We start from the raw sequence: 19,270 nt of genomic DNA on the forward strand, positions 1-19,270 counted from the left end.
ATCCCCAAGAGCTTACATGAGTAAGCGACTGGGGTTAACGAATGCAGCCAACGCCGCGGCAGCCGCAATGACGACGGGTAATTATTATTTAAACTCTGCGCGAAACTTGTCTACGTTAGCCTTGGTGACCACAGTGGCCGGTACCAAAATTGCCTTGTTAACCGCTTGACCTGCCACAACTTTATTCAGCGCTTTGACGGCTTCGACACCCATGTTTAAGGGGTCTTGTTGCAGTACGGCGGTGACGTAGCCCTGGTCTATGCCTGAGATCGCCTTAGAGGTCAGGTCCCAACCAAAGACTTTAATGTCTTTCTGACGACCCTGATTCTCAACGGCGGCGATGGCACCCAGCAGTGCCGGCTCTCCGGTGGCATAAATTGCGGTCATGCTCGGGTTGCCGGTAATTAAGTTTTCAGCCGCCGTTAAAGCATTGTCCTGAATATTTTGTCCATCAACCACGCCTACTACACTAATACCGCCGTGGCCCTTAAGCGTATTTTCAAAGCCCTTTTGGCGGTCGTTTTGAATCGCTGAGTTTAACGCGCCGACGATCCCAACTTTGGCTTTATCGCCCATATTATTTTTGACATAATCAGTGAAGTAATTGCCAAGTATTTCCCCGCCTTTAATATTATCAACGCCAACCTGCGCTTTCTGCTGACCTGCTGGCAATACGGCATCAATGGCAATCACTGGTATGTTTTTGGCAGCCGCTTCGGCAATGGCAGGCATAATTCCGTTAACATCGATGGCATCAACCATAATCCCTTTCACGCCCTGCTGGATGTAATTTTCAATCGCATCATTTTGCGCAACGGGATTATCATTGGCATTAAATATAATCAGTTTGGCCCCAGATTTTTTGGCTTCTTCGGCGGCCCCTTTATTCATCTGATTAAAAAACAGTGCCTGCTGGTTAATTTGCACCATCGCATAGGTCGGTGCGTCTTTCGCCCAAACACTGCTTGAAAATAATAGGCTCAACGTCATTGCCGCCAGTGTCGAACGCGCGAATTTATTCATCTGCACTGCAACATTTTTCTTACCGGTGTTGGTCAACATAATGACATCCTATAAAATGAGAGAGGACAATAAGAAATACCAGCAGGCATAGCCAAAGGAATTCGCGCAGAAAAAATCGGCGCAATTCCCATGACATGGACCTGTCAGGGTTATTTTTGGGCGGGTCAGATATCAGAATGTACGGCGAAGAATTCGAAGAGTGACGTTCCAAACGACGCTTTTTCGATAAAACAGTGATGCGGGTAAACTGCCAATTACAATTAATCGGCCGAGAAAAATTGTCAAGTATAAAATTTCAGCCGTGCTCCTCATAGGTGACAAAAAGCCGTGACGCAAACAAGAAATAACCCACTGACGTTGCGTTTGGCATATGCTGTCTTGATGTCACCCGCAGAGTCAATTAGCCTAGTTGATACAGGCCCATCCGCCAGGACAGCAGAGAGAAATTATGGCCACTAAACGGGTAGTGTTATCCGACGTTGCACAAATGGCGGGGCTTTCTAAAGCCACCGTTTCGCGATATCTCAACAACAGCATTGTGCTGCCACAGCAAACGGTGGAACGCATTGAACACGCAATCAACACTCTAGGTTATCGAGCCAATAGCCTGGCGCGACGTTTGAGCATGGGCGGCAGTGAAACCATTGGTCTGGTGCTGCCTGATATTGCTAACCCGTTCTTCGCCGAGCTGGCCGACGCGGCTGAAGAGGCGGCGTCTGAACATAAATACAGTCTGGTGCTGTGCGTTACGCGAAATAATCTCGAGAAAGAGTGCCAGTTTATTCGTTGGCTTGACACTCGCCAGGTCGACGGCCTGCTGTTTACCACCAACCGTCCCGATAACGGCCAGCTTTGTCTCGAGCTAAAAGACCAGCGTCACGTGGTGCTGATTGATGAAGATGTGCCGGGCAGCGACGTTCCCAAGGTATTTTCCGACAATGTGCACGGTGGCGAATTAGCCACGCAGGCGTTAATCGACGCCGGACATCAGCATATTGCCTTTGTAGGTGGCCCCGATGAGTTGATGAGCGTGCGCGAAAGGCATCAAGGTTATCGGCAGGCATTGGTTAAAAGCGGCATAAGTTACGACCCGGCATTAGTGCTTTATGGCGACTATGACCGAGGATTTGGTCGTCTGGCGCTGGAAACGTTGCTTGCCCTGCCCACCCCGCCGAGCGCAATTTTTGCTGCCAGTGATTATCTGGCTCTTGGCCTGCTCGACGGCGTTCGCGCTAACGGCCTCAGCGTACCGGATTCGCTGTCACTGGTCGGTTTTGATGACGCGATTTATTCAGACCTGATCACTCCCCGTCTGTCTACCATTCGTCAGTCTGCACGCGAGCTGGGTCGAACGGCGGTTGAAACGCTCATCAAACTGCTTAATGACGACGCTAACGTCAGTCGCGTATCCAGAATTCCCGTCGAGTTAATCTCCAGAGATTCCATTGCCCCCTGGCAGCCAAAACGTTGACAAAACTGCCCCACAGTGGGGCCGTTGCACCGTTTAAGGGCGGGTTGTTTTTTTTACGCTCTCACTTGACTGGCATTTTTACAAAACCTGTGCTGAAAAAAATGACTCAGGGTAAAATATTTTTCACAAGAAATAGCTCATTGTTTTTCATCCGTTTATTGCCCTCCCCATTCCCAGTCAACCCACACGACAAACGACTTTTGTGCAAATATTGGCACGCTTACTGCAAAAACATTCTCGGCGATTCAGATATCCACACTCACTATTTTAGTTAATCGGCTGAGCGGGAAAACAGGTTGCCGTTATTTTTGTCATTTGGGTAAACCGGTTTACAAGGAAAGGAAAATCGGAAATGACCACTAACGGCAGCGCTGTTGTGCGTAGATACGGTGGTACGTTCACCGATTACGCTACCCGCCATCCCCTTTGTGATGGAGCAGATTCATGTCAAGAGAACTTGCAGGCACACCCAGGGTGGAGATGATTAATATCACCAAAACCTATGGTTCGATCCGCTCTCTTCGCGGCGTTAACTTAAGCCTTGCTCCGGGTGAAGTACTCGGACTGGTGGGCGACAACGGCGCGGGTAAATCTACCTTAACCAAGATACTCGCCGGTGCCGTAGTGCCCAGCAGCGGAAAATTGTGCATCGACGGTGAAGAAGTCAATTTCAACAACCCTTCGGACGCACGCCGCTGCCATATTGAGATGGTTTATCAGGACTTGTCACTGTGCGATACGGTTAACGTGGCCGGTAACCTTTTTATGGGCCGTGAACCACAGACTCGCCTGCTGGGTATTCCGTTTCTCGATGAGAAAAAAATGCATGAAGAGGCACGTGAAATGCTGAAAGGTTTGGGGATCTCGATTCCTGATACCCGCCTGCTGGTGCGTAATCTTTCAGGGGGGCAACGTCAAGCGATTGCCATTGCCCGCGCGGCAGCCTTTGAACCTAAAGTATTAATTATGGATGAACCCACCGCCGCATTGGCCGTTGCGGAAGTGGAGGCTGTGCTGGAGTTAATCAGACGCGTTAGCGCTCGCGGGGTCAGCGTAATACTGATAACCCATCGTCTACAGGATCTGTTCCTGGTGTGCGACCGCATCATGGTGATGTATGAAGGCACCAACGTGGCGGACCGAAAAATCGCAGACACCAGCTTATCTGACATCGTTAATTTGATCGTCGGGCAAAAGTTTGAGGCACATTCGGCTCGTGAAACCGTTCATCACTGAGTCTTTCAAAAGGTAAGCCCATGAGCATTATGAATATGTCCAGTCCACGACTGATTAAACATTCGCTGTCGCGCCGCATTTTGCACAATCATTCCGGCGTGGTCAGCATTGCGGTTTTCTTTGTCTTTTGCTGCGTGGTGTTCTCCTTCGCCACCGATGATTTTCTGAGTAAATACAACTGGCTAAATATACTGCGTCAGAGCGCACCATTATTGATTGTGGCGGCGGCGATGACGTTAGTTATCACGACCGGTGGCATTGATTTATCGGTAGGCTCTACGCTGGCGCTGGTGGGTGCACTTTCGGCGATTGCGCTCAACAACTGGGGCTGGTCTTGGCCGGTGGTGCTGCTGGCAGGTCTAGCGCTCGGCGGACTGATCGGTGCTATTAATGGTTATTTTATTGCCTATGAAGGTATACCTGCCTTCATCGTGACGTTGGCTACATTAGCCGTTATTCGCGGCGTGGCGCTGCTGATGACCCAGGGATACTCCATTCCACTGCCCGCCGGGAGCGACTTTATTTGGCTCGGCCGCGCTTGGGTGCTAGGACTACCGCTGCCGGCAATTCTTGGCGTACTGGCGCTGGGACTTGGCCATATTCTGTTGACCCACACCCGTTTTGGCCGCTACGTGACTGCCATCGGCGCTAACGCGGAGGGTGTGCGCCGCGCAGGAGTGAACACCCGTTCAATCACTCTCTGGGTCTATGTGTTAAGCGGCATGTCGGCAGCGTTGGCGGGGATGATTATTACCGCACGTCTTGGCAGCGGTTCGTCGAATCAGGGCGAAGGCTTTGAACTGCAGGTGATTGCCGCCGTGGTATTGGGCAGCACCAGTCTATTCGGCGGTTTTGGCACGATTATCGGCACCCTGCTTGGCGCGCTGTCGATTGCGGTGATTCAAAACGGGCTGATTCTTTCGCACATGTCACCGTTTTATACTCAGATTGCCACTGGCCTGATTATTCTGCTGGCTATCTGGTTGAACACGCGCATCTTTAACCCGGTTCGAACGAGCAAGGGGTAGTCAATGAATAAGCATTCAATATTCCGTCACGCCGACCCTTTCCCGCTGGGCGTTTCCAGCGGCTTTGTAAATACGGTACTGGGGCCAATACCGGTGAGCGAGTTGGGCGTGACCTTAATGCACGAGCATATTTTGCTCGATGCGTCGGGAAAGTGGGTGGCGCCCTGCTGTTGCAGCGATCGCCACATTGCCGAGATGCCGGTAAAAATAGAAAATCTCGGCGAACTGTCGTTAAACCCGCTGGCCAGCCGCGATAACTGCCAACTTTTTGACGCTGATTTAGCGATCGATGAGTTAATGAAGTTTAAGGCTCAGGGCGGTCAAAGCGTGGTCGACCCAACTAATATCGGCATTGGTCGCGACCCTAAAGCGCTGCAGCGCATTTCGCGCTTGACGGGTCTGAACATTATTATGGGCACTGGCTTTTATTTAGAGCCTTCGCATCCGGCCTATGTGAAAACGCATTCTCTGGAAACGCTGACCGAACAGATAATTTATGACATCGGCGGTTTTGACGATAAGCCGGAAGTCATTGCCGGACTGATTGGCGAGATTGGCGTTTCCAGCGCGTTTACTGCCAATGAAGAAAAGTCGCTGCGCGCGGCCGCGCGCGCCAGTGCCGCCACCGGCGTACCCATCGAGGTACATTTACCCGGCTGGGAAAGGCTGGGTCATAAGGTACTGGACGTGCTGGCCGAAGAAGGCGCAGACCTGCACCACACCGTGCTTTGTCATATGAATCCAAGCTTTGCCGATAAAAATTATCAGCGCACGCTGGCCGAACGTGGTGCATTTTTAGAGTACGACATGATTGGCATGAGCTATTTTTATGCTGATGAGAGCGCACAATCGCCCTCAGATGAAGAGAACGCCCGCGCTATTCGCGAGCTTATCGACGATGGTTTTATCAAACAGGTTTTACTTTCGCAGGACGTATTTTTAAAAACCATGCTTACCCGTTTCGGCGGACACGGCTATGGTTATATTCTAAAGCACTTCGTGCCCCGCCTGCGCCGCCATGGCGTCAGTGGAGAACAGCTCGAGCAATTGCTGATTGGCAATCCACAGCGCGTTTTTTGCCACACTTAAATTATCACCAACACCAGGGAAACTCATGCCATCTGCTCTGTCTGTCATTGAACTGACGCAAAAATTGCTGGCTTTTGACACTATAAATCCTCCCGGAAACGAGGAGGAGTGCCTGCTGTGGCTCCGCGATTACCTGCAAACGCAAGGGTTTGAGGTGAGTGAACATCCTTTTGGCGAAAACAGAATGAACCTGATTGCCAGACTCAAAGGCAGCAAATCGGGCGCTCCGCTGGCATTTTCAGGACACCTCGACACAGTGCCGCTGGGCAATGCACCGTGGAAATACCCTCCGTTCGGCGGCGACATTGTCGACGGTAAACTTTTTGGCCGCGGCAGCAGTGACATGAAAGCCGCCGTAGCGGCATTTATCGTTGCCTGCATCGATCAACGTGCGGCCATTAGCGCAGGCACGGGTGTCGTGCTGTTATTAACCGGCGGTGAAGAAACTGGCTGCGACGGCGCGCGAGCGCTTATCAGCTACCTATCGGTTGACTTACCCCGTCCGGCAGCGGTTATTGTCGGCGAGGCCACGGGCAATTATCCGGTGATCGGCCATAAAGGTGCACTGTGGTTGCGCTGCGAAACCCAGGGCAAAACGGCACACGGCGCGATGCCTGAACTGGGTATTAATGCGATTTATTTGGCCGCCGATGCCATTGGTAAAATACGCAGTTTTGAACTCGGGCCGCCGCATCCGTTAATGAAAAAGCCGACGCTCAACGTGGGGACTGTTCGTGGCGGACTGAATATAAACTCAGTGCCGGACCGCGCCAGTTTTGACGTAGACCTACGCACTGACCCGACTCTGGCACATACCGCATTGATTACTCGGTTACAGTGCCACTTAAGTGACGCTGTCACTATCACCACACTGGTTGACCTGCCAGCCGTGCTCACCAACAGCCTGCATCCGTGGATCCAGCAAGTGATTGCAGCCTGCCAATCGCTGCACGATAAGCCGATTTCACCACGCATTGTGCCCTATTTCACTGACGCCGCTGTATTGCTTAACGCCGTGGGCAACCCCCCTTGTGTTATTCTCGGCCCCGGAGAACCTAGCATGGCACACCAAACCGATGAGTATTGCGAGGTGCAACGCCTGACTGAATGCGTGGCACTTTATCAACGGCTTATCGTCGAGTTTTCTAAACCGCTCTGAGCCATACTCACTCACACCTGACTCCCTCCCCGCTATACCTGCGCTGGCACAATGTTGCTTGCGCGTTATACCGATCAGTCATTAATCACTGCTAGCTGCTTCAACTCATTTACAACATTCACATGTTGTTTAGTTCACATTCCAGAATCCCACCAGCTCATTACGTATCATTTGGTTCGCAATAGCACAAATTGCTTAAATCCATGCCGCTCAAGGCCTCCAGGCTGTTTTTTAACTAAATTAACCTAAAAAAACCTCTAATTAATTACTTTACTTACGAAACCATCTATTCACCCAATAAAAGAAGTGAATTAACATCCGGGAAACATTTAAAAATATCTCAGTCACACTTCGGACTTTGTGAACCTCCTGATTCAATAATTTCTTATTTTTATTCATTTTATTAACTGGAAAAGATCATGAAAAAGAGCCTTCTCTCCCTCATTTGCGCTGCCGGTGTGCTGCTAACTCCCCCTTGTGTGATGGCTGCGCTTCATCCTGAACTCGACAACGCACAGGCCCATCAGGTCATTAACAGCGTGAAAGCCACCCTGACTCAGCAGCACAGCACCGGTTGCGTTGCTGTGGTCAACGCCGACGGAAAACTGCTGGCCTTCGACCGTTTCGACGGCTCTCCAGCGGGCTGTGTCGACGCCGCCATTGGCAAAGCGCAAACCTCCGCGCTGTATCACGCTCCTTCGTTGAAATTCATGCAGCGCCTGCAGGGGGGGGAAACGACCGTGCTGGCTATTCCGCACGCTGTACCTCTGGGTGGCGGTTATCCCCTCACGCTGTCGGGCGAAGTCGTGGGCGCAGTGGGCGTAAGCACGCCAAAGCAGGACATTGACAATCAGGCTTCTGAAACCGCCGCAAGCGTCTTGAAGTAACTCTTAACGGAAGAAAACCATGATCAATCTTTCACGCCGCCGAATGGTATTCGGCACTGCCAGTGTGCTGGCTGCCGGGATTGGCAGCCAGCTGTTGGGGAGCAGTGTGTTTGCAACACTGGCGCACGCTGCGCCACCGCTGGCTTCAGCGATTACCATGCCTGAGAACTTCATGCAGCTTTCAAGAAAATTGACTGCCGTGAATGACCTTGAGCCACATCTAGGTCAGGCACTTTACAGCTGGCTGCATCACAGCGAACTCGATGCTCAATTGGACGGATTGGCAACGCTGCTCGACGCCCATAGCGGCGCAGTTGGTGAGCCGCTGCACCAGCTTCTTGCCCAGCAACCGGCGACATTAGGCGAGCTGTATCAACAACTTGTTAATGGTTGGTATCTCGGCGTAGTCGGCAAAGTCGGCAGTCAGGTGTGCATTGGTTTTGAGAATATTGTGAGTTACCAATTGGTAAAAGACAGTGTATTACCCCCAAGTTATGCGGTTGGCGAACCGAACTTTTGGGTCCATAAACCTGACAGCGAGGTGAATACCCATGGCTGATTCATTACACGCCGACGTTATTGTTATCGGTGCCGGTATCGCCGGTTCACTTGCCGCGGAAAAAATGGCCAAGGCCGGAGTTTCGGTACTGATGCTTGAGTCTGGTCCGTTCATCAAACGCGATGAGGCGGTAGAACTGTTCCGCCAATCGCCGCTAAAAGGTGACTTTACCGAACCCTATCCGCCAAAGCCCTGGGCACCACAGCCGAAATTCCAGCCAAAAGATAACAACTATCTGATTCAGAAAGGGCCGGATATTTACGCAGCACAGTATCTGCGAGGTGTGGGTGGTACTACCTGGCACTGGGCCGGACAGGCCTTCCGCCTGCTGCCTAATGACATGAAAATCAAGACGTTGTACGGCGTGGGTCGCGACTGGCCCATTAGCTATGAAGATTTGGAGCCTTACTATACCGAAGCGGAAATTCAGATGGGCGTCTCCGGTGACGACGACTTAGGATCACCGCGATCGGAGCCTTATCCGCTGCCGGGCATTCCTCTTTCCTACGGCTTTGAGCGTATCAAACAGCGCGTAGCACCATTAGGCTACGTGGTCGGGATCGGCCCACAGGCGCGCAACAGCATTCCCTACGATGGCCGCCCTGCCTGCTGCGGTAACAATAACTGCATGCCGGTGTGTCCGATTGACGCCCAGTATCACGGCGGCATTTCGGCCCGCAAAGCGGTAGAGGCTGGTGTGCGGGTGATTGCCAACGCGGTGGTTTACAACATCGAAGCCGATGACAGCGGCAATATCGTCGCGGTGCACTACCTCGACTCACAAAAACAGACTCATAAAGTCACCGGTAAACGCTTTGTGCTGACGGCTAACGGGCTGGAGAGCCCAAAACTGCTGCTTATCTCAACCAGCGAAAAATATCCCAACGGCATTGCCAACAGCTCCGGCATGGTGGGACGCAATCTGATGGACCACCCCGGCACGGCGGTGGAGTTTCTGGCCGATGAACCGGTGTGGTTTGGCCGTGGCCCTATGCGTCCAGGCAGTATCAACAACCTGCGCGACGGGGCGTTTCGCGCCGAGCGTTCTGCGCTGCGCGTTGACCTGGCTAACACGTCGCCGGTGCGCACCTTGACCGAACGCCTTGTTAAGCAGGGTTATTACGGCAAGGCGTTAAACGACAAACTGGCGTATCAGGCCGAGCGTTATGTGCTGTTGAACTGCCTATTAGAAATGCTTCCTGAGCCAGAAAACCGTGTGGTGCCGAGTAAAACAGAGAAAGACGAGTGGGGAATTCCGCGCCTTGAAGTCTATTACCAATTCCCGGACTACGTGCATAAAGGGTATGACCAGTCGATGCTCGATTTCCAGAAAATTGCCACCAGCATGGGCGGCACGGAAGTGGTTTACAGCAAGCGCGGCGTATACAACAACAATCAGCACATTACCGGCACCATGATCATGGGCAGCGACCCAAAAGATTCGGTGGTTGATGGCGACTGTCGCACCCACGACCACCCAAACCTGTTTATCGCCGGTACCGGCATCATGCCTTCTGCTTCCACCGTTAACTCAACGTTAACCGGAACGGCGCTGGCGCTTCGCATGGCGGATACGGTGCTAAAAAGCCTGGCCTGAGTCTTCCAAAGGACTGCGGCAGACCAAAGACGGCTGCCGTATGAGGATGTGAAATGAGAATAAAAATTTTGCTGGCGGCCCTGTTGCCGCTGGCGGCAGCGGCCAGCGCTTTAGCAGACGATGCGTCAAGTTCGGCCGAAATGATTAAACGCGGCGCCTATCTGGCAACGGCGGCAGACTGTACCGCCTGCCATACGGCACCGGGTGCAGCTAAGCACGTTGAGTTTGGCGGCGGTTATCCGCTGGCCTCACCTTTTGGGGTCATTTACGGCACCAATATTTCGTCGGACAAGCAGTTTGGCATTGGTGACTGGAGTGACGACGAGTTTGTTCGCGCCGTGCGCGACGGCGTGGGTAAGGATGGGCAGCAGCTTTATCCGGCCATGCCGTACGACTCGTTCACCAAGATGAAACGTGAAGACGTGCTGGCCATTAAGGCCTACCTGCTTTCGCTGCCCGGCGTACACGCGGCTCCGGCTAAAACTGACCTGTCTTTTCCGTTTAACCAACGCTGGGGCATGACCTTCTGGAAATGGTTTAACTTTGATAAAGGCGCGTTGAAAAACGACCCGGCCAAAAGCGATGACTGGAACCGGGGCCGCTATCTTGTCGATGCTTTGGAACACTGTGGGACCTGCCACACACCGCGTAACTTAACGATGGGGATGGACAATAGCAAAGCCTTCGCCGGGGGAGATTTGGGTTCCTGGGTGGCGTTTAACATCACGCCGGACAAGAATGCCGGTATCGGCAATTGGTCGCAGCAGGATTTGGTGACTTATCTTAAAACCGGCAACGTCGCGGGCAAAGCCTCTGCGTCCGGTGCAATGGCGGAAGCGATTGAACACAGCCTGCAACACTTGACCGACGGTGACCTGAATGCGATTGCTACTTATATCCGCTCAGTCCCGGCGATAAGTGACGACAGGCAAACGCAGCCACGCGACCAGTGGGGTAAAGCGGCTAGCAATGTGTTCGCTGACAGATCCAATGCCGTTAAATTCGACCAGTCCGCTTCTGCCTTGTTTAACAGCAACTGCGCCGCCTGCCACGGTCAGTCCGGTGCGGGTATCGGTAAGGGCTTCCACGCCTATCCGTCACTGTTTAACCACACGACCACCGGCGCGGCCGACAGCCGCAACCTGGTGTCCGTTATTCTCGGTGGCGTACAGCGTCATATGAGTCAGGGCGAAGTCATGATGCCGTCATTTGCCAACCAGCTAACCGATGAGCAGATTGCGCAACTTAGTCAGTATGTCAGCAAGCAGTTTGGGGATCCGGCAGGGGCGACTGTCACGGCTAAGGACGTCGCCAAAATGCGTAAAGCGGCAGACCTGACCTATCCACCGAAAATTGAAGACGGCACTCAGAAATAAATCAGGTTTTTAAGGATTTTTGAGATGACTTCAGGCCGAACATCCGTTCGGCCTTTTCTGCTGATAATCAGTCGCCTGTTTGACTCCCCTTGTTACCCGGCTGAGAAAAGTGGCGTAAGAGTTGAATGCATAACGTTAGCCTCGCGGTAAAGTGTGACCACGTCGCCAATGATCAACAACGCAGGTGTTTCGACGGCATGAAGCTCAATCATCATAGCCAACGTTCCCAACACGCTGGTAATCACCCGCTGCTCGGGCTGAGTGCCGCGCTCAATAATCGCCACCGGCGTACTGGCAGACAGCCCGTGCTGGATTAAACGCTGGCTTATCATGCCACTGCTGGCAAGCCCCATGTAAAACACCAGTGTCTGTCGTTCGACCGCCAACGAGGCCCAATCCACATCCGGATCCCCCTGTGCGCCGTGACCGGTAACAAAACGCACAGACTGCGCCAAGCTTCGATGAGTCAGGGGAATACCGCTGGCAGCCGCGCAGCCCATTGCGGCAGTAATACCCGGCACAGCATGACAAGGCACGTTATGACGCTGGCAGTGCGCCATTTCTTCCCCTCCACGACCAAAAATAAACGGATCGCCGCCCTTTAAACGCACCACCCGCTGGCCTGAAAGCGCTAAATCTACCAGCAGTTGGTTAATGTCTTCCTGTGCCAGCCGATGGTTGCCCGGCGCTTTTCCTACATCGATACGCAGTGCATCAGCCGGGATCAGCGCCATCACTGGCGCAGAAACCAGACGGTCGTAAACCACAACCTCGGCGCACTGAATCACCCGCAGCGCTTTGAGAGTCAGCAGCTCAACGTCGCCCGGCCCCGCGCCAACCAACCAAACTTCACCGCCACACACGGCAGTACGCTGTCCGTCAAGGGTCAATATCTGAGCAATATGATGATGATTTAATGCATACGTAGAAGGGTTCATTTTGACTCTCCAGCCAGCACAGTAAGGGTTTGCGCGGCAAGTATCTTTTTAAGTTCAGGGAGGCATGACCCGCAGTTGGTGCCGCATTTGAGCCTGTCGCCCAACTGTTGCACGCTGCAACCTCCCTCAGCCATCGCCTGCGTGATTTGTACTTCACCCACGCCGAAACAACTGCAGATTATCGCACCGGTCGGCGCTTTGCCGCTGGCCGCCACGCCAGCCAACAGTGACAATCGCGCGTCCGCAGTGCTGGGCGGCAGAGAAAATGCTTCGACTACCGCCTGTCGGTCAAGATTAGGCAGGACAGCGTCGGCATAAAAAGCCAGCGCCAATTCGCCGTCTGACCACGCGAGAAGATGAAATCCCCGTTCACCCAAATCAGCGTACTGACAATTGAACGCCGAAAGGCCATAGCGTCCGTCAAGCCAACGATACCAGTCGATAGGCGTCGACGAGTCGGCCAGCACAAAGTGCGCAATATCAGGCTGGGTAATCCGGCTCCAGTAGGCCACTTCTGGCACCCGCACTGCTGAGTCTCCCGAAGCTACGGGTTCACGAATAAACAGTTCAGCCTGAAACGTGGCGTGCCACCGACGAACATTGACCGGCATCTGTTTACTTTCAGGCTGGCCAGAAAGCGGGTCAATGTGTGCCTCAATCAGCGCATCCACCCTTGCCTGCTGGCTAAATTGGCCATTCCAATGCATGGGCACAAACACGCTGCCGCGCGGCTGTAAGGGATCGGGAACCGCACGCAGCAGCAGCCAGCCGTGCGAGGATGTGACCCTCAGCAAGTCACCGGCTTTGGTTCCTGCTACGTCATCGGGGTGAAACTGGCAATATGGTTCGCTGATGTGCTGCATCAGCCGTGCTGATTTTCCGGTGCGAGTCATGGTATGCCACTGGTCGCGCACGCGGCCAGTGTTCATCACCAGCGGATAACCTGCCGAGGGTTGATTATTCGCCAGTCGCGGCGTAACGGGTATAAACCGTGCTTTGCCGCCGGGATGATAAAATTCACCTTGGGTAAACAGCCGCACCGTTCCGTGGGGACTATTGGCATTTATCGGCCACTGCAGCGGCAGGAGGTTATCCCATTGCTCGTTGCTCAGCTGCGCCAATGCGCTGATATCAAACGCACGCTGACCGTGATTCTCAAACCCCGACAGAGCAGCGTGTTCGCGGAAAATCTCTGCCGGATGCTGATAGCTAAACGCCTCGCCAAAACCCAAGCGCTGCGCCACCTGTGAAAGGATCCACCAGTCTGCCTTGGCCTCGCCGGGTGCGGGCAAAAAACTTCTCTGCCGTGAAACGCAGCGTTCGGAGTTGGTGACCGTGCCGTTCTTTTCCCCCCATCCCAATGCCGGAAGGCAAATATTGGCCACACGAGTGGTGTCGGTATCTCGCATAATATCGGAGACAATCACCAGCGGGCAGCGAGCGAGTCCGGCACGAACGCGGTCGGCATCGGGCAGCGACACCACCGGATTAGTGCCCATTATCCACACCGCTTTTACCTGCCCTTTTTCAATGGCCTGAAATAGCTCAACGGCGTTAAAACCAGGCGTTTTAGTGACATTGTCACTACGCCAAAAACGACCGACGAGGTCAACCTCCTTTTCATCAAAACCCATGTGCGCAGCCAACTGGTTCGCCAGTCCGCCTACCTCGCGCCCGCCCATTGCATTAGGCTGCCCAGTGAGAGAGAAAGGTCCGCAGCCCTCTCGACCAATCGTGCCGGTGGCGAGATGCAGGTTAATGATAGCATTGCATTTATCCACGCCGGAGCTGGACTGATTGATGCCCATCGAATAGAGCGTCACCCAGTTTTCACTCTCGGCCAAGAGATGATAAAACGCCAGCAGCTGCGCTTCGGAAAGTGCGCAGAATTCGGCGGTATTCGCGAGGGTCCACTGCGCTGCCGCATACAACGTTTCTTCGCTCCCCTCAGTGTGCAATCGGACGAAATCGGCATCAATACGGCCTCGCGTGACCATGGCATTGAGGGCACCGTTAAACAGTGCCGCGTCGGAACCGGGTCGCAGCGGCAAATGCAGGTCGGCAATATCGCAGGTCGCCGTTTGCCGGGGGTCAATCACGACCACACGCATTTCAGGACGATTTTTCTTGGCCTGCACCAGCCGTTGATACACCACCGGATGCGCCCAGGCGGTATTCGACCCAACCAGCAGCACGCAGTCGGCAAGTTCAATATCCTGATAATTACCGGGAACAGCATCGGCACCAAAGGCGCGTTTATACCCCACCACCGCCGAGGCCATGCACAGACGTGAGTTGGTGTCCATATTTCCGGCACCAATAAAACCTTTCATCAGCTTGTTGGCGACGTAATAGTCCTCCGTCAACAGCTGACCCGAGCCATAAAAAGCCACCGCCTGGGGTCCAAATTCGGTGATGATTTTTTGCAATCCGCTGGCTACGGCGTCGAGCGCCTGAGGCCAACTTACCGGCTGGCGGTTAATTTCAGGATGCAGCAAACGCCCCTTTAAACTGAGCGTTTCCCCCAGCGCGCTGCCTTTTACACACAGCCGACCGCCGTTTGCCGGATGTAACACATCGCCGGTTGCCGAAAAACCGCTGTCACTGCGCTGCATATTTACCCCGCAGCCCACGCCGCAGTAGGCACAGGTTGTCGCAACGCCCTGCAAGGCGGTGACAGAGTCGGTAGCCGCAGAATTTTTCATAGTTCGGCCAAGGATTCATCACAGACCGGCAAATGCGCCATCGGCTGTGCACCTACCCAAACCCGGCCCTCTTTTATCTGCACCGGCCACCAGTTTAGGGAAAGCTGTGGGTCATCGAGGCTGCGGCCATCCTGCAGGCGAAAACGCTGTTTATAGAGCGGAGAAATAACTATCGGCTCACCTTTCACATCGCCCACCAATCCACGCGCCAGCACGTTGGCATCGCTGTCCGGCTCGAGATTACTGACGGCAAACACTTGCTGAGGATGCGAAGGCAAATGAAATAGTGCAATCTGCGCATCAGCCAATCTTGCCGCTACGCCCGCATTGGCAGGAATAGCACTCAGCGCGCAAACATCGACCCAATCATCCGCCGCCATCATCGGCGAAATTCTCTGCTGTTGTTGCGCGGCGGCCAGGCGCTCTTTGCCGCTCGCGGGTCGCCACTGCTGACGATCGGTGACGTGTATCACCGCTTCATCCGGCTGCTGGCTGTTCACAAACGGCGTAAACAGTGCGAGACGCTCCGGGGAGGCCAACGTGGTCTGCCACTCACATTGGTAGGTGGCGACTACGGCGTTCATTTCGGCCTCAAGCTCGGCACCGATGTGCAGGCTGTCATCCAACACCACCTCACGGAGATAATCCAGACCGCCTTCGAGATTGTTCATCCAGGTGCTAGTGCGCTGCAACCTGTCGGCGGTGCGGATATAAAACATCAAAAAACGGTCAACGGTACGGATCAACTGCTCACGACTCAAGTCCTGCGCCAGTAAATCGGCATGGCGCGGTTTCATTCCCCCATTGCCGCAGACGAACAAATTCCAGCCTTTTTCCGTGGCAATCACCCCTACGTCTTTACTTTGCGCCTCGGCACATTCCCGCGTACAGCCGGAAACTGCCATCTTGATTTTATGCGGCGCGCGAAGACCTTTGTAACGATTTTCCAGCTCCAGCGCCAACCGCGTTGAGTCCTGTACGCCGTAGCGACACCAGGTTGAGCCTACGCAGGACTTGACTGTGCGCAGCGACTTTCCATAGGCGTGGCCGGTTTCAAAACCTGCATCAATCAACTGCTGCCAAATCTCGGGCAGTTGTTCCAGCCGCGCGCCAAACAGGTCGACGCGCTGTCCGCCGGTAATTTTGGTGTAAAGGCTATAGCGCTTGGCGACCTCTCCAATGGCGATCAGCCCGTCTGGCGTAATTTCACCGGCGGGCACGCGTGGCACCACTGAGTAGGTGCCGTCTTTCTGGATATTGGCAAAAAAACGGTCGTTAGTGTCCTGCAGGGGTAAGTGCTGCGGCTTTAGGAGGTAATCATTCCAGCATGACGCCAAAATAGACCCGACCGCCGGTTTGCAAATCTCGCAACCGTTGCCCTGCCCGTGTTTTTCAATCAACGCCTCAAAGGTACGAACATTGCCCACGCGTACCAGGTGATACAGTTCCTGGCGTGAGTAAGCAAAGTGTTCGCACAGGTCTTTTTTAACCTCGACGCCCATCGCAGACAGGGCAAATTCCATCACTTGTTTAGTTAAGGCCGCGCAGCCGCCACAGCCAGTTGCCGCCTTGGTACAACTTTTTATCGCCACCATATCGGCACATCCGCCCTGCACCGCCGCACAAATATCGCCTTTACTGACGTTGTAACAGGAGCATATTTGCGCCCCTTCCGGTAACGCGGCAACGCCGAGGCTCTGCTTCGACCCGCCTTCACTGGCAGGCAAAATCAACGATTCGGGATTGACCGGCAGCGGCATGTTGTTGAGCATCATTTGTAGCAGCGTGCTGTATTCGCCGCTGTCGCCGACCAGTACGGCACCTAGCAGCCTTTTACGGTCTTCCGATACTACGATTTTTTTATACACTTGAGCCGGTCCGTCGACCCAACTGTAGCTCAGACTGCCTGCGGTGCGGCCATGTGCGTCACCGACAGACGCCACCTCCACACCTAACAATTTCAATTTGGTGCTCATGTCTGCACCTTTAAACGCCACCTCACTGCCCAACAACGTGTCGGCCAGCGTGCGTGCCATCTGGTATCCCGGTGCCACCAGACCAAAAATCTGCCCATTCCACAGCGCGCATTCGCCAATGGCAAAAATGGCGGGGTCTGATGTGCGACAGGTGTCGTCTATCACAATGCCGCCGCGTGGCCCAACGTCTAACCCACCGTCGCGCGCCAGCTGGTCGCGCGGGCGAATACCGGCAGAAAACAGCACAAGGTCAGTTTCAAGCCTGCTGCCATCGGCGAATTCCATACAGTAATCATGTTGCTCACCGCTGACGATGGCTCGCGTCTCTTTACCGGTATGCACCCGCACGCCCAGCGCCTCGATTTTTTGCCGCAGCATGGTGGCACCCCCTTCATCAAGCTGCACGCCCATTAGACGCGGTGCAAACTCAACGACGTGAGTTTCCAGGCCCAGGTGAGTCAGCGCATTCGCCGCCTCAAGCCCCAGCAGCCCGCCCCCCACCACCACGCCAACCTGACCTTTATCCGCGCAGGCTTTAATCGCCGCCAAATCATCAAGCGTGCGATAGACCAGACAACCCGGCCCGTCATTGCCTGGGATCGGCGGAACAAAAGGATAGGAGCCGGTGGCCAGCACTAGCACATCGTAGGCGGTTTGACGCCCCTGACGGTCAACGACAAATCGATGTTTCGCATCAATATGCTCAACGCCGTGCGCCAACCGCAGCTCAATACCGCTTTGCTCGAAGAAACCCGCCTCCACCATCGACAGCGACTCGGCCGTTCGTCCTGAGAAAAACTCGGATAAATGAACGCGGTCATAGGCGGGGGTAGACTCTTCGGCAAACACAATGACCTGGTACTGCTGATGCAAGTTGCGCTCAACCAGCTGTTGCAGAAAGTGGTGGCCGACCATGCCGTGACCGGCGACGACTAATACGGGTTTTGACATTGTTTTGCTCCTGGTTACCTGTTGCGGCAACTGAATTTTTTTATCATCTGAGGTCTTCGCGTTGCCACCATCAGGATTGAACACACTGGGCAATGCAGAAGGTAATGCGGGTATGTCTAGCTGCGACAGATACTGCGGGCCCTGGGTGGCATCGCCGAGCAGCAGTACGCCTTTTAGCTGGTTATCGCACAGCAACAGGCGTCGATAGTGCCCCGCCAGCGGATCCCAGCTCTTTTGCACCTGATAACGCCCACCGTCGGCTGTGCCGTTCAACTCTCCAGCACAGAAAAGCTCAATGCCGGTCACTTTCAATCGCAGAGGAAGAGTGATCGCGGTATAAGGCTCGGCGACAACGTCGGCCAGCCTGCAGGCCAGTATCTGCGCCTGCTGCCAGCAGGGTGCAACCAGTCCAAAAGTCATCTCGCCAAGTTGGCAGCACTCTCCAATTGCCGAAATACAGGCATCTGAGGTCCGCATTTGCGCGTCAACCATCACGCCGCGCTCACACCACAGTCCGGCGCGCTGCGCCAGCGCAATCTCTGGCCGTACGCCTGCTGCAACAACCACCCTTTCGGCGGCGAGCGTGCGGCCGTCTTTGAGGATGACGTCACACACTTGCCCCTGAGTATTTCCTGAGTAAGCGTCCGCTTCAGCCCTGAGTAAAATCTGAATACCGCGCTGTTCAAGCAGCTTTTGCAGCCGCTGTGCAGCCTGTTCGTCCAACTGTTGGTCCATTAAACGAGCGCCACGATGCACCAGCGTGACCTTCATGCCGCGAAGCTGCAAAGCGGCAGCCGCTTCGATGCCCAACACCCCACCGCCTATGACCACAGCGGGCTGATGGACCCGCTGCGTGGATAAAATATCGTCCACGTCTTGCTGGGTGCGAAAACCATGAATACCGCCTAAGTGGCTGCCCGGCAGCGTGGGAATAAAGGGCCTGGAACCGGTCGCGAACACCAAATGGTGATAATCAAAAAGCTGAGTACCACAGGCTACCTGACGCCATTCGGGCATGACGTCGGTAACCCGACAATCGTTGAAAAAAGTGACATTGTGACTTTCATACCACGACGGTGCATGGGTAATAATGTCGGCAAAATCTTTCTCGCCTGCCAATACCGGGGTTAGCATAATGCGGTTGTAGGCGGTTTGCGGCTCTTCACCCAAGACCACAATGCGATAACGATTGGGTGCAAGCTGACATACTCGCTCGACCAGACGCACTCCCGCCATCCCATTTCCAATCACCAGCAAAGTCGGTTTTTCCATCGT

Annotated in this window: 13 protein-coding genes; 9 read left to right on the top strand and 4 right to left on the bottom strand. The window is 54.2% G+C overall.

What is annotated here, in order from left to right:
- Window positions 1-84: 84 nt before the first annotated feature.
- Window positions 85-990 (bottom strand): substrate-binding domain-containing protein, encoded by a 906-nt coding sequence (locus GA565_RS13470; protein WP_226951036.1) that lies wholly within the window; start codon window positions 988-990, stop codon window positions 85-87.
- Window positions 991-1,471: 481 nt separating this feature from the next.
- Between GA565_RS13470 and GA565_RS13475 the strand changes: the two genes are divergently transcribed.
- The 9 genes from GA565_RS13475 (at window position 1,472) to GA565_RS13515 (ending at window position 11,425) form a co-directional block, all read left to right on the top strand.
- Window positions 1,472-2,494, top strand: coding sequence for a LacI family DNA-binding transcriptional regulator (locus GA565_RS13475; protein WP_152198881.1), 1,023 nt, complete (start codon window positions 1,472-1,474; stop codon window positions 2,492-2,494).
- A 480-nt stretch (window positions 2,495-2,974) separates the two neighbouring features.
- Window positions 2,975-3,730 (top strand): ATP-binding cassette domain-containing protein, encoded by a 756-nt coding sequence (locus GA565_RS13480; RefSeq protein WP_193311985.1) that lies wholly within the window; start codon window positions 2,975-2,977, stop codon window positions 3,728-3,730.
- A 29-nt stretch (window positions 3,731-3,759) separates the two neighbouring features.
- Window positions 3,760-4,758 carry an ABC transporter permease gene (locus tag GA565_RS13485; protein ID WP_193311986.1) on the top strand — a complete coding sequence of 333 codons (999 nt, stop codon included), beginning with the start codon at window positions 3,760-3,762 and terminating at the stop codon, window positions 4,756-4,758.
- Window positions 4,759-4,761: 3 nt separating this feature from the next.
- The gene (locus GA565_RS13490) at window positions 4,762-5,847 is read left to right on the top strand and encodes a phosphotriesterase (RefSeq protein WP_152198883.1); all 1,086 of its coding nucleotides are present in this window, start codon (window positions 4,762-4,764) and stop codon (window positions 5,845-5,847) included.
- Between the two features lie 25 nt (window positions 5,848-5,872).
- Window positions 5,873-7,006, top strand: coding sequence for a M20 family metallopeptidase (locus tag GA565_RS13495; RefSeq protein WP_152198884.1), 1,134 nt, complete (start codon window positions 5,873-5,875; stop codon window positions 7,004-7,006).
- A 419-nt stretch (window positions 7,007-7,425) separates the two neighbouring features.
- Entirely contained in the window at window positions 7,426-7,893 is a 468-nt protein-coding gene (locus GA565_RS13500; RefSeq protein ID WP_152198885.1) for a heme-binding protein, read from the top strand.
- Between the two features lie 19 nt (window positions 7,894-7,912).
- Window positions 7,913-8,452: a sugar dehydrogenase complex small subunit gene (locus GA565_RS13505; protein WP_152198886.1), complete on the top strand. Its 540-nt coding sequence runs from the start codon at window positions 7,913-7,915 to the stop codon at window positions 8,450-8,452.
- Window positions 8,445-10,049, top strand: a complete 1,605-nt coding sequence (locus tag GA565_RS13510) for a GMC family oxidoreductase (RefSeq protein WP_055779809.1) — start codon at window positions 8,445-8,447, stop codon at window positions 10,047-10,049. Before GA565_RS13505 ends, GA565_RS13510 begins: the two co-directional genes overlap by 8 nt.
- A gap of 53 nt (window positions 10,050-10,102) precedes the next feature.
- On the top strand, window positions 10,103-11,425 hold the full coding sequence (locus tag GA565_RS13515; protein ID WP_152198887.1) for a cytochrome c: 1,323 nt from the start codon (window positions 10,103-10,105) through the stop codon (window positions 11,423-11,425).
- A 92-nt stretch (window positions 11,426-11,517) separates the two neighbouring features.
- On the opposite strand, the gene cobA is transcribed toward GA565_RS13515, so the two are convergent.
- The 3 genes from cobA to nirB are packed head-to-tail and all read right to left on the bottom strand — an operon-like array spanning window position 11,518 to window position 19,267.
- Complete coding sequence (gene cobA / locus GA565_RS13520) at window positions 11,518-12,363, bottom strand: uroporphyrinogen-III C-methyltransferase (protein WP_152198888.1); 846 nt, start codon at window positions 12,361-12,363, stop codon at window positions 11,518-11,520.
- On the bottom strand, window positions 12,360-15,068 hold the full coding sequence (locus tag GA565_RS13525) for a nitrate reductase (protein ID WP_152198889.1): 2,709 nt from the start codon (window positions 15,066-15,068) through the stop codon (window positions 12,360-12,362). The genes cobA and GA565_RS13525 overlap by 4 nt, the downstream gene beginning before the upstream one ends.
- Entirely contained in the window at window positions 15,065-19,267 is a 4,203-nt protein-coding gene (gene nirB, locus GA565_RS13530) for a nitrite reductase large subunit NirB (RefSeq protein WP_152198890.1), read from the bottom strand. The genes GA565_RS13525 and nirB overlap by 4 nt, the downstream gene beginning before the upstream one ends.
- Between the last annotated feature and the right edge of the window lie 3 nt (window positions 19,268-19,270).

The organism is Rouxiella sp. S1S-2 (assembly GCF_009208105.1).
Taxonomy (GTDB): domain Bacteria; phylum Pseudomonadota; class Gammaproteobacteria; order Enterobacterales; family Enterobacteriaceae; genus Rouxiella.

Coding starts and splice junctions, on each gene's coding strand:
- GA565_RS13470 (WP_226951036.1), bottom strand. CDS start 990: ATGACGTTGAGCCTATTATTTTCAAGCAGTGTTTGGGCGAAAGACGCA.
- GA565_RS13475 (WP_152198881.1), top strand. CDS start 1,472: ATGGCCACTAAACGGGTAGTGTTATCCGACGTTGCACAAATGGCGGGG.
- GA565_RS13480 (WP_193311985.1), top strand. CDS start 2,975: ATGATTAATATCACCAAAACCTATGGTTCGATCCGCTCTCTTCGCGGC.
- GA565_RS13485 (WP_193311986.1), top strand. CDS start 3,760: ATGAATATGTCCAGTCCACGACTGATTAAACATTCGCTGTCGCGCCGC.
- GA565_RS13490 (WP_152198883.1), top strand. CDS start 4,762: ATGAATAAGCATTCAATATTCCGTCACGCCGACCCTTTCCCGCTGGGC.
- GA565_RS13495 (WP_152198884.1), top strand. CDS start 5,873: ATGCCATCTGCTCTGTCTGTCATTGAACTGACGCAAAAATTGCTGGCT.
- GA565_RS13500 (WP_152198885.1), top strand. CDS start 7,426: ATGAAAAAGAGCCTTCTCTCCCTCATTTGCGCTGCCGGTGTGCTGCTA.
- GA565_RS13505 (WP_152198886.1), top strand. CDS start 7,913: ATGATCAATCTTTCACGCCGCCGAATGGTATTCGGCACTGCCAGTGTG.
- GA565_RS13510 (WP_055779809.1), top strand. CDS start 8,445: ATGGCTGATTCATTACACGCCGACGTTATTGTTATCGGTGCCGGTATC.
- GA565_RS13515 (WP_152198887.1), top strand. CDS start 10,103: ATGAGAATAAAAATTTTGCTGGCGGCCCTGTTGCCGCTGGCGGCAGCG.
- cobA (WP_152198888.1), bottom strand. CDS start 12,363: ATGAACCCTTCTACGTATGCATTAAATCATCATCATATTGCTCAGATA.
- GA565_RS13525 (WP_152198889.1), bottom strand. CDS start 15,068: ATGAAAAATTCTGCGGCTACCGACTCTGTCACCGCCTTGCAGGGCGTT.
- nirB (WP_152198890.1), bottom strand. CDS start 19,267: ATGGAAAAACCGACTTTGCTGGTGATTGGAAATGGGATGGCGGGAGTG.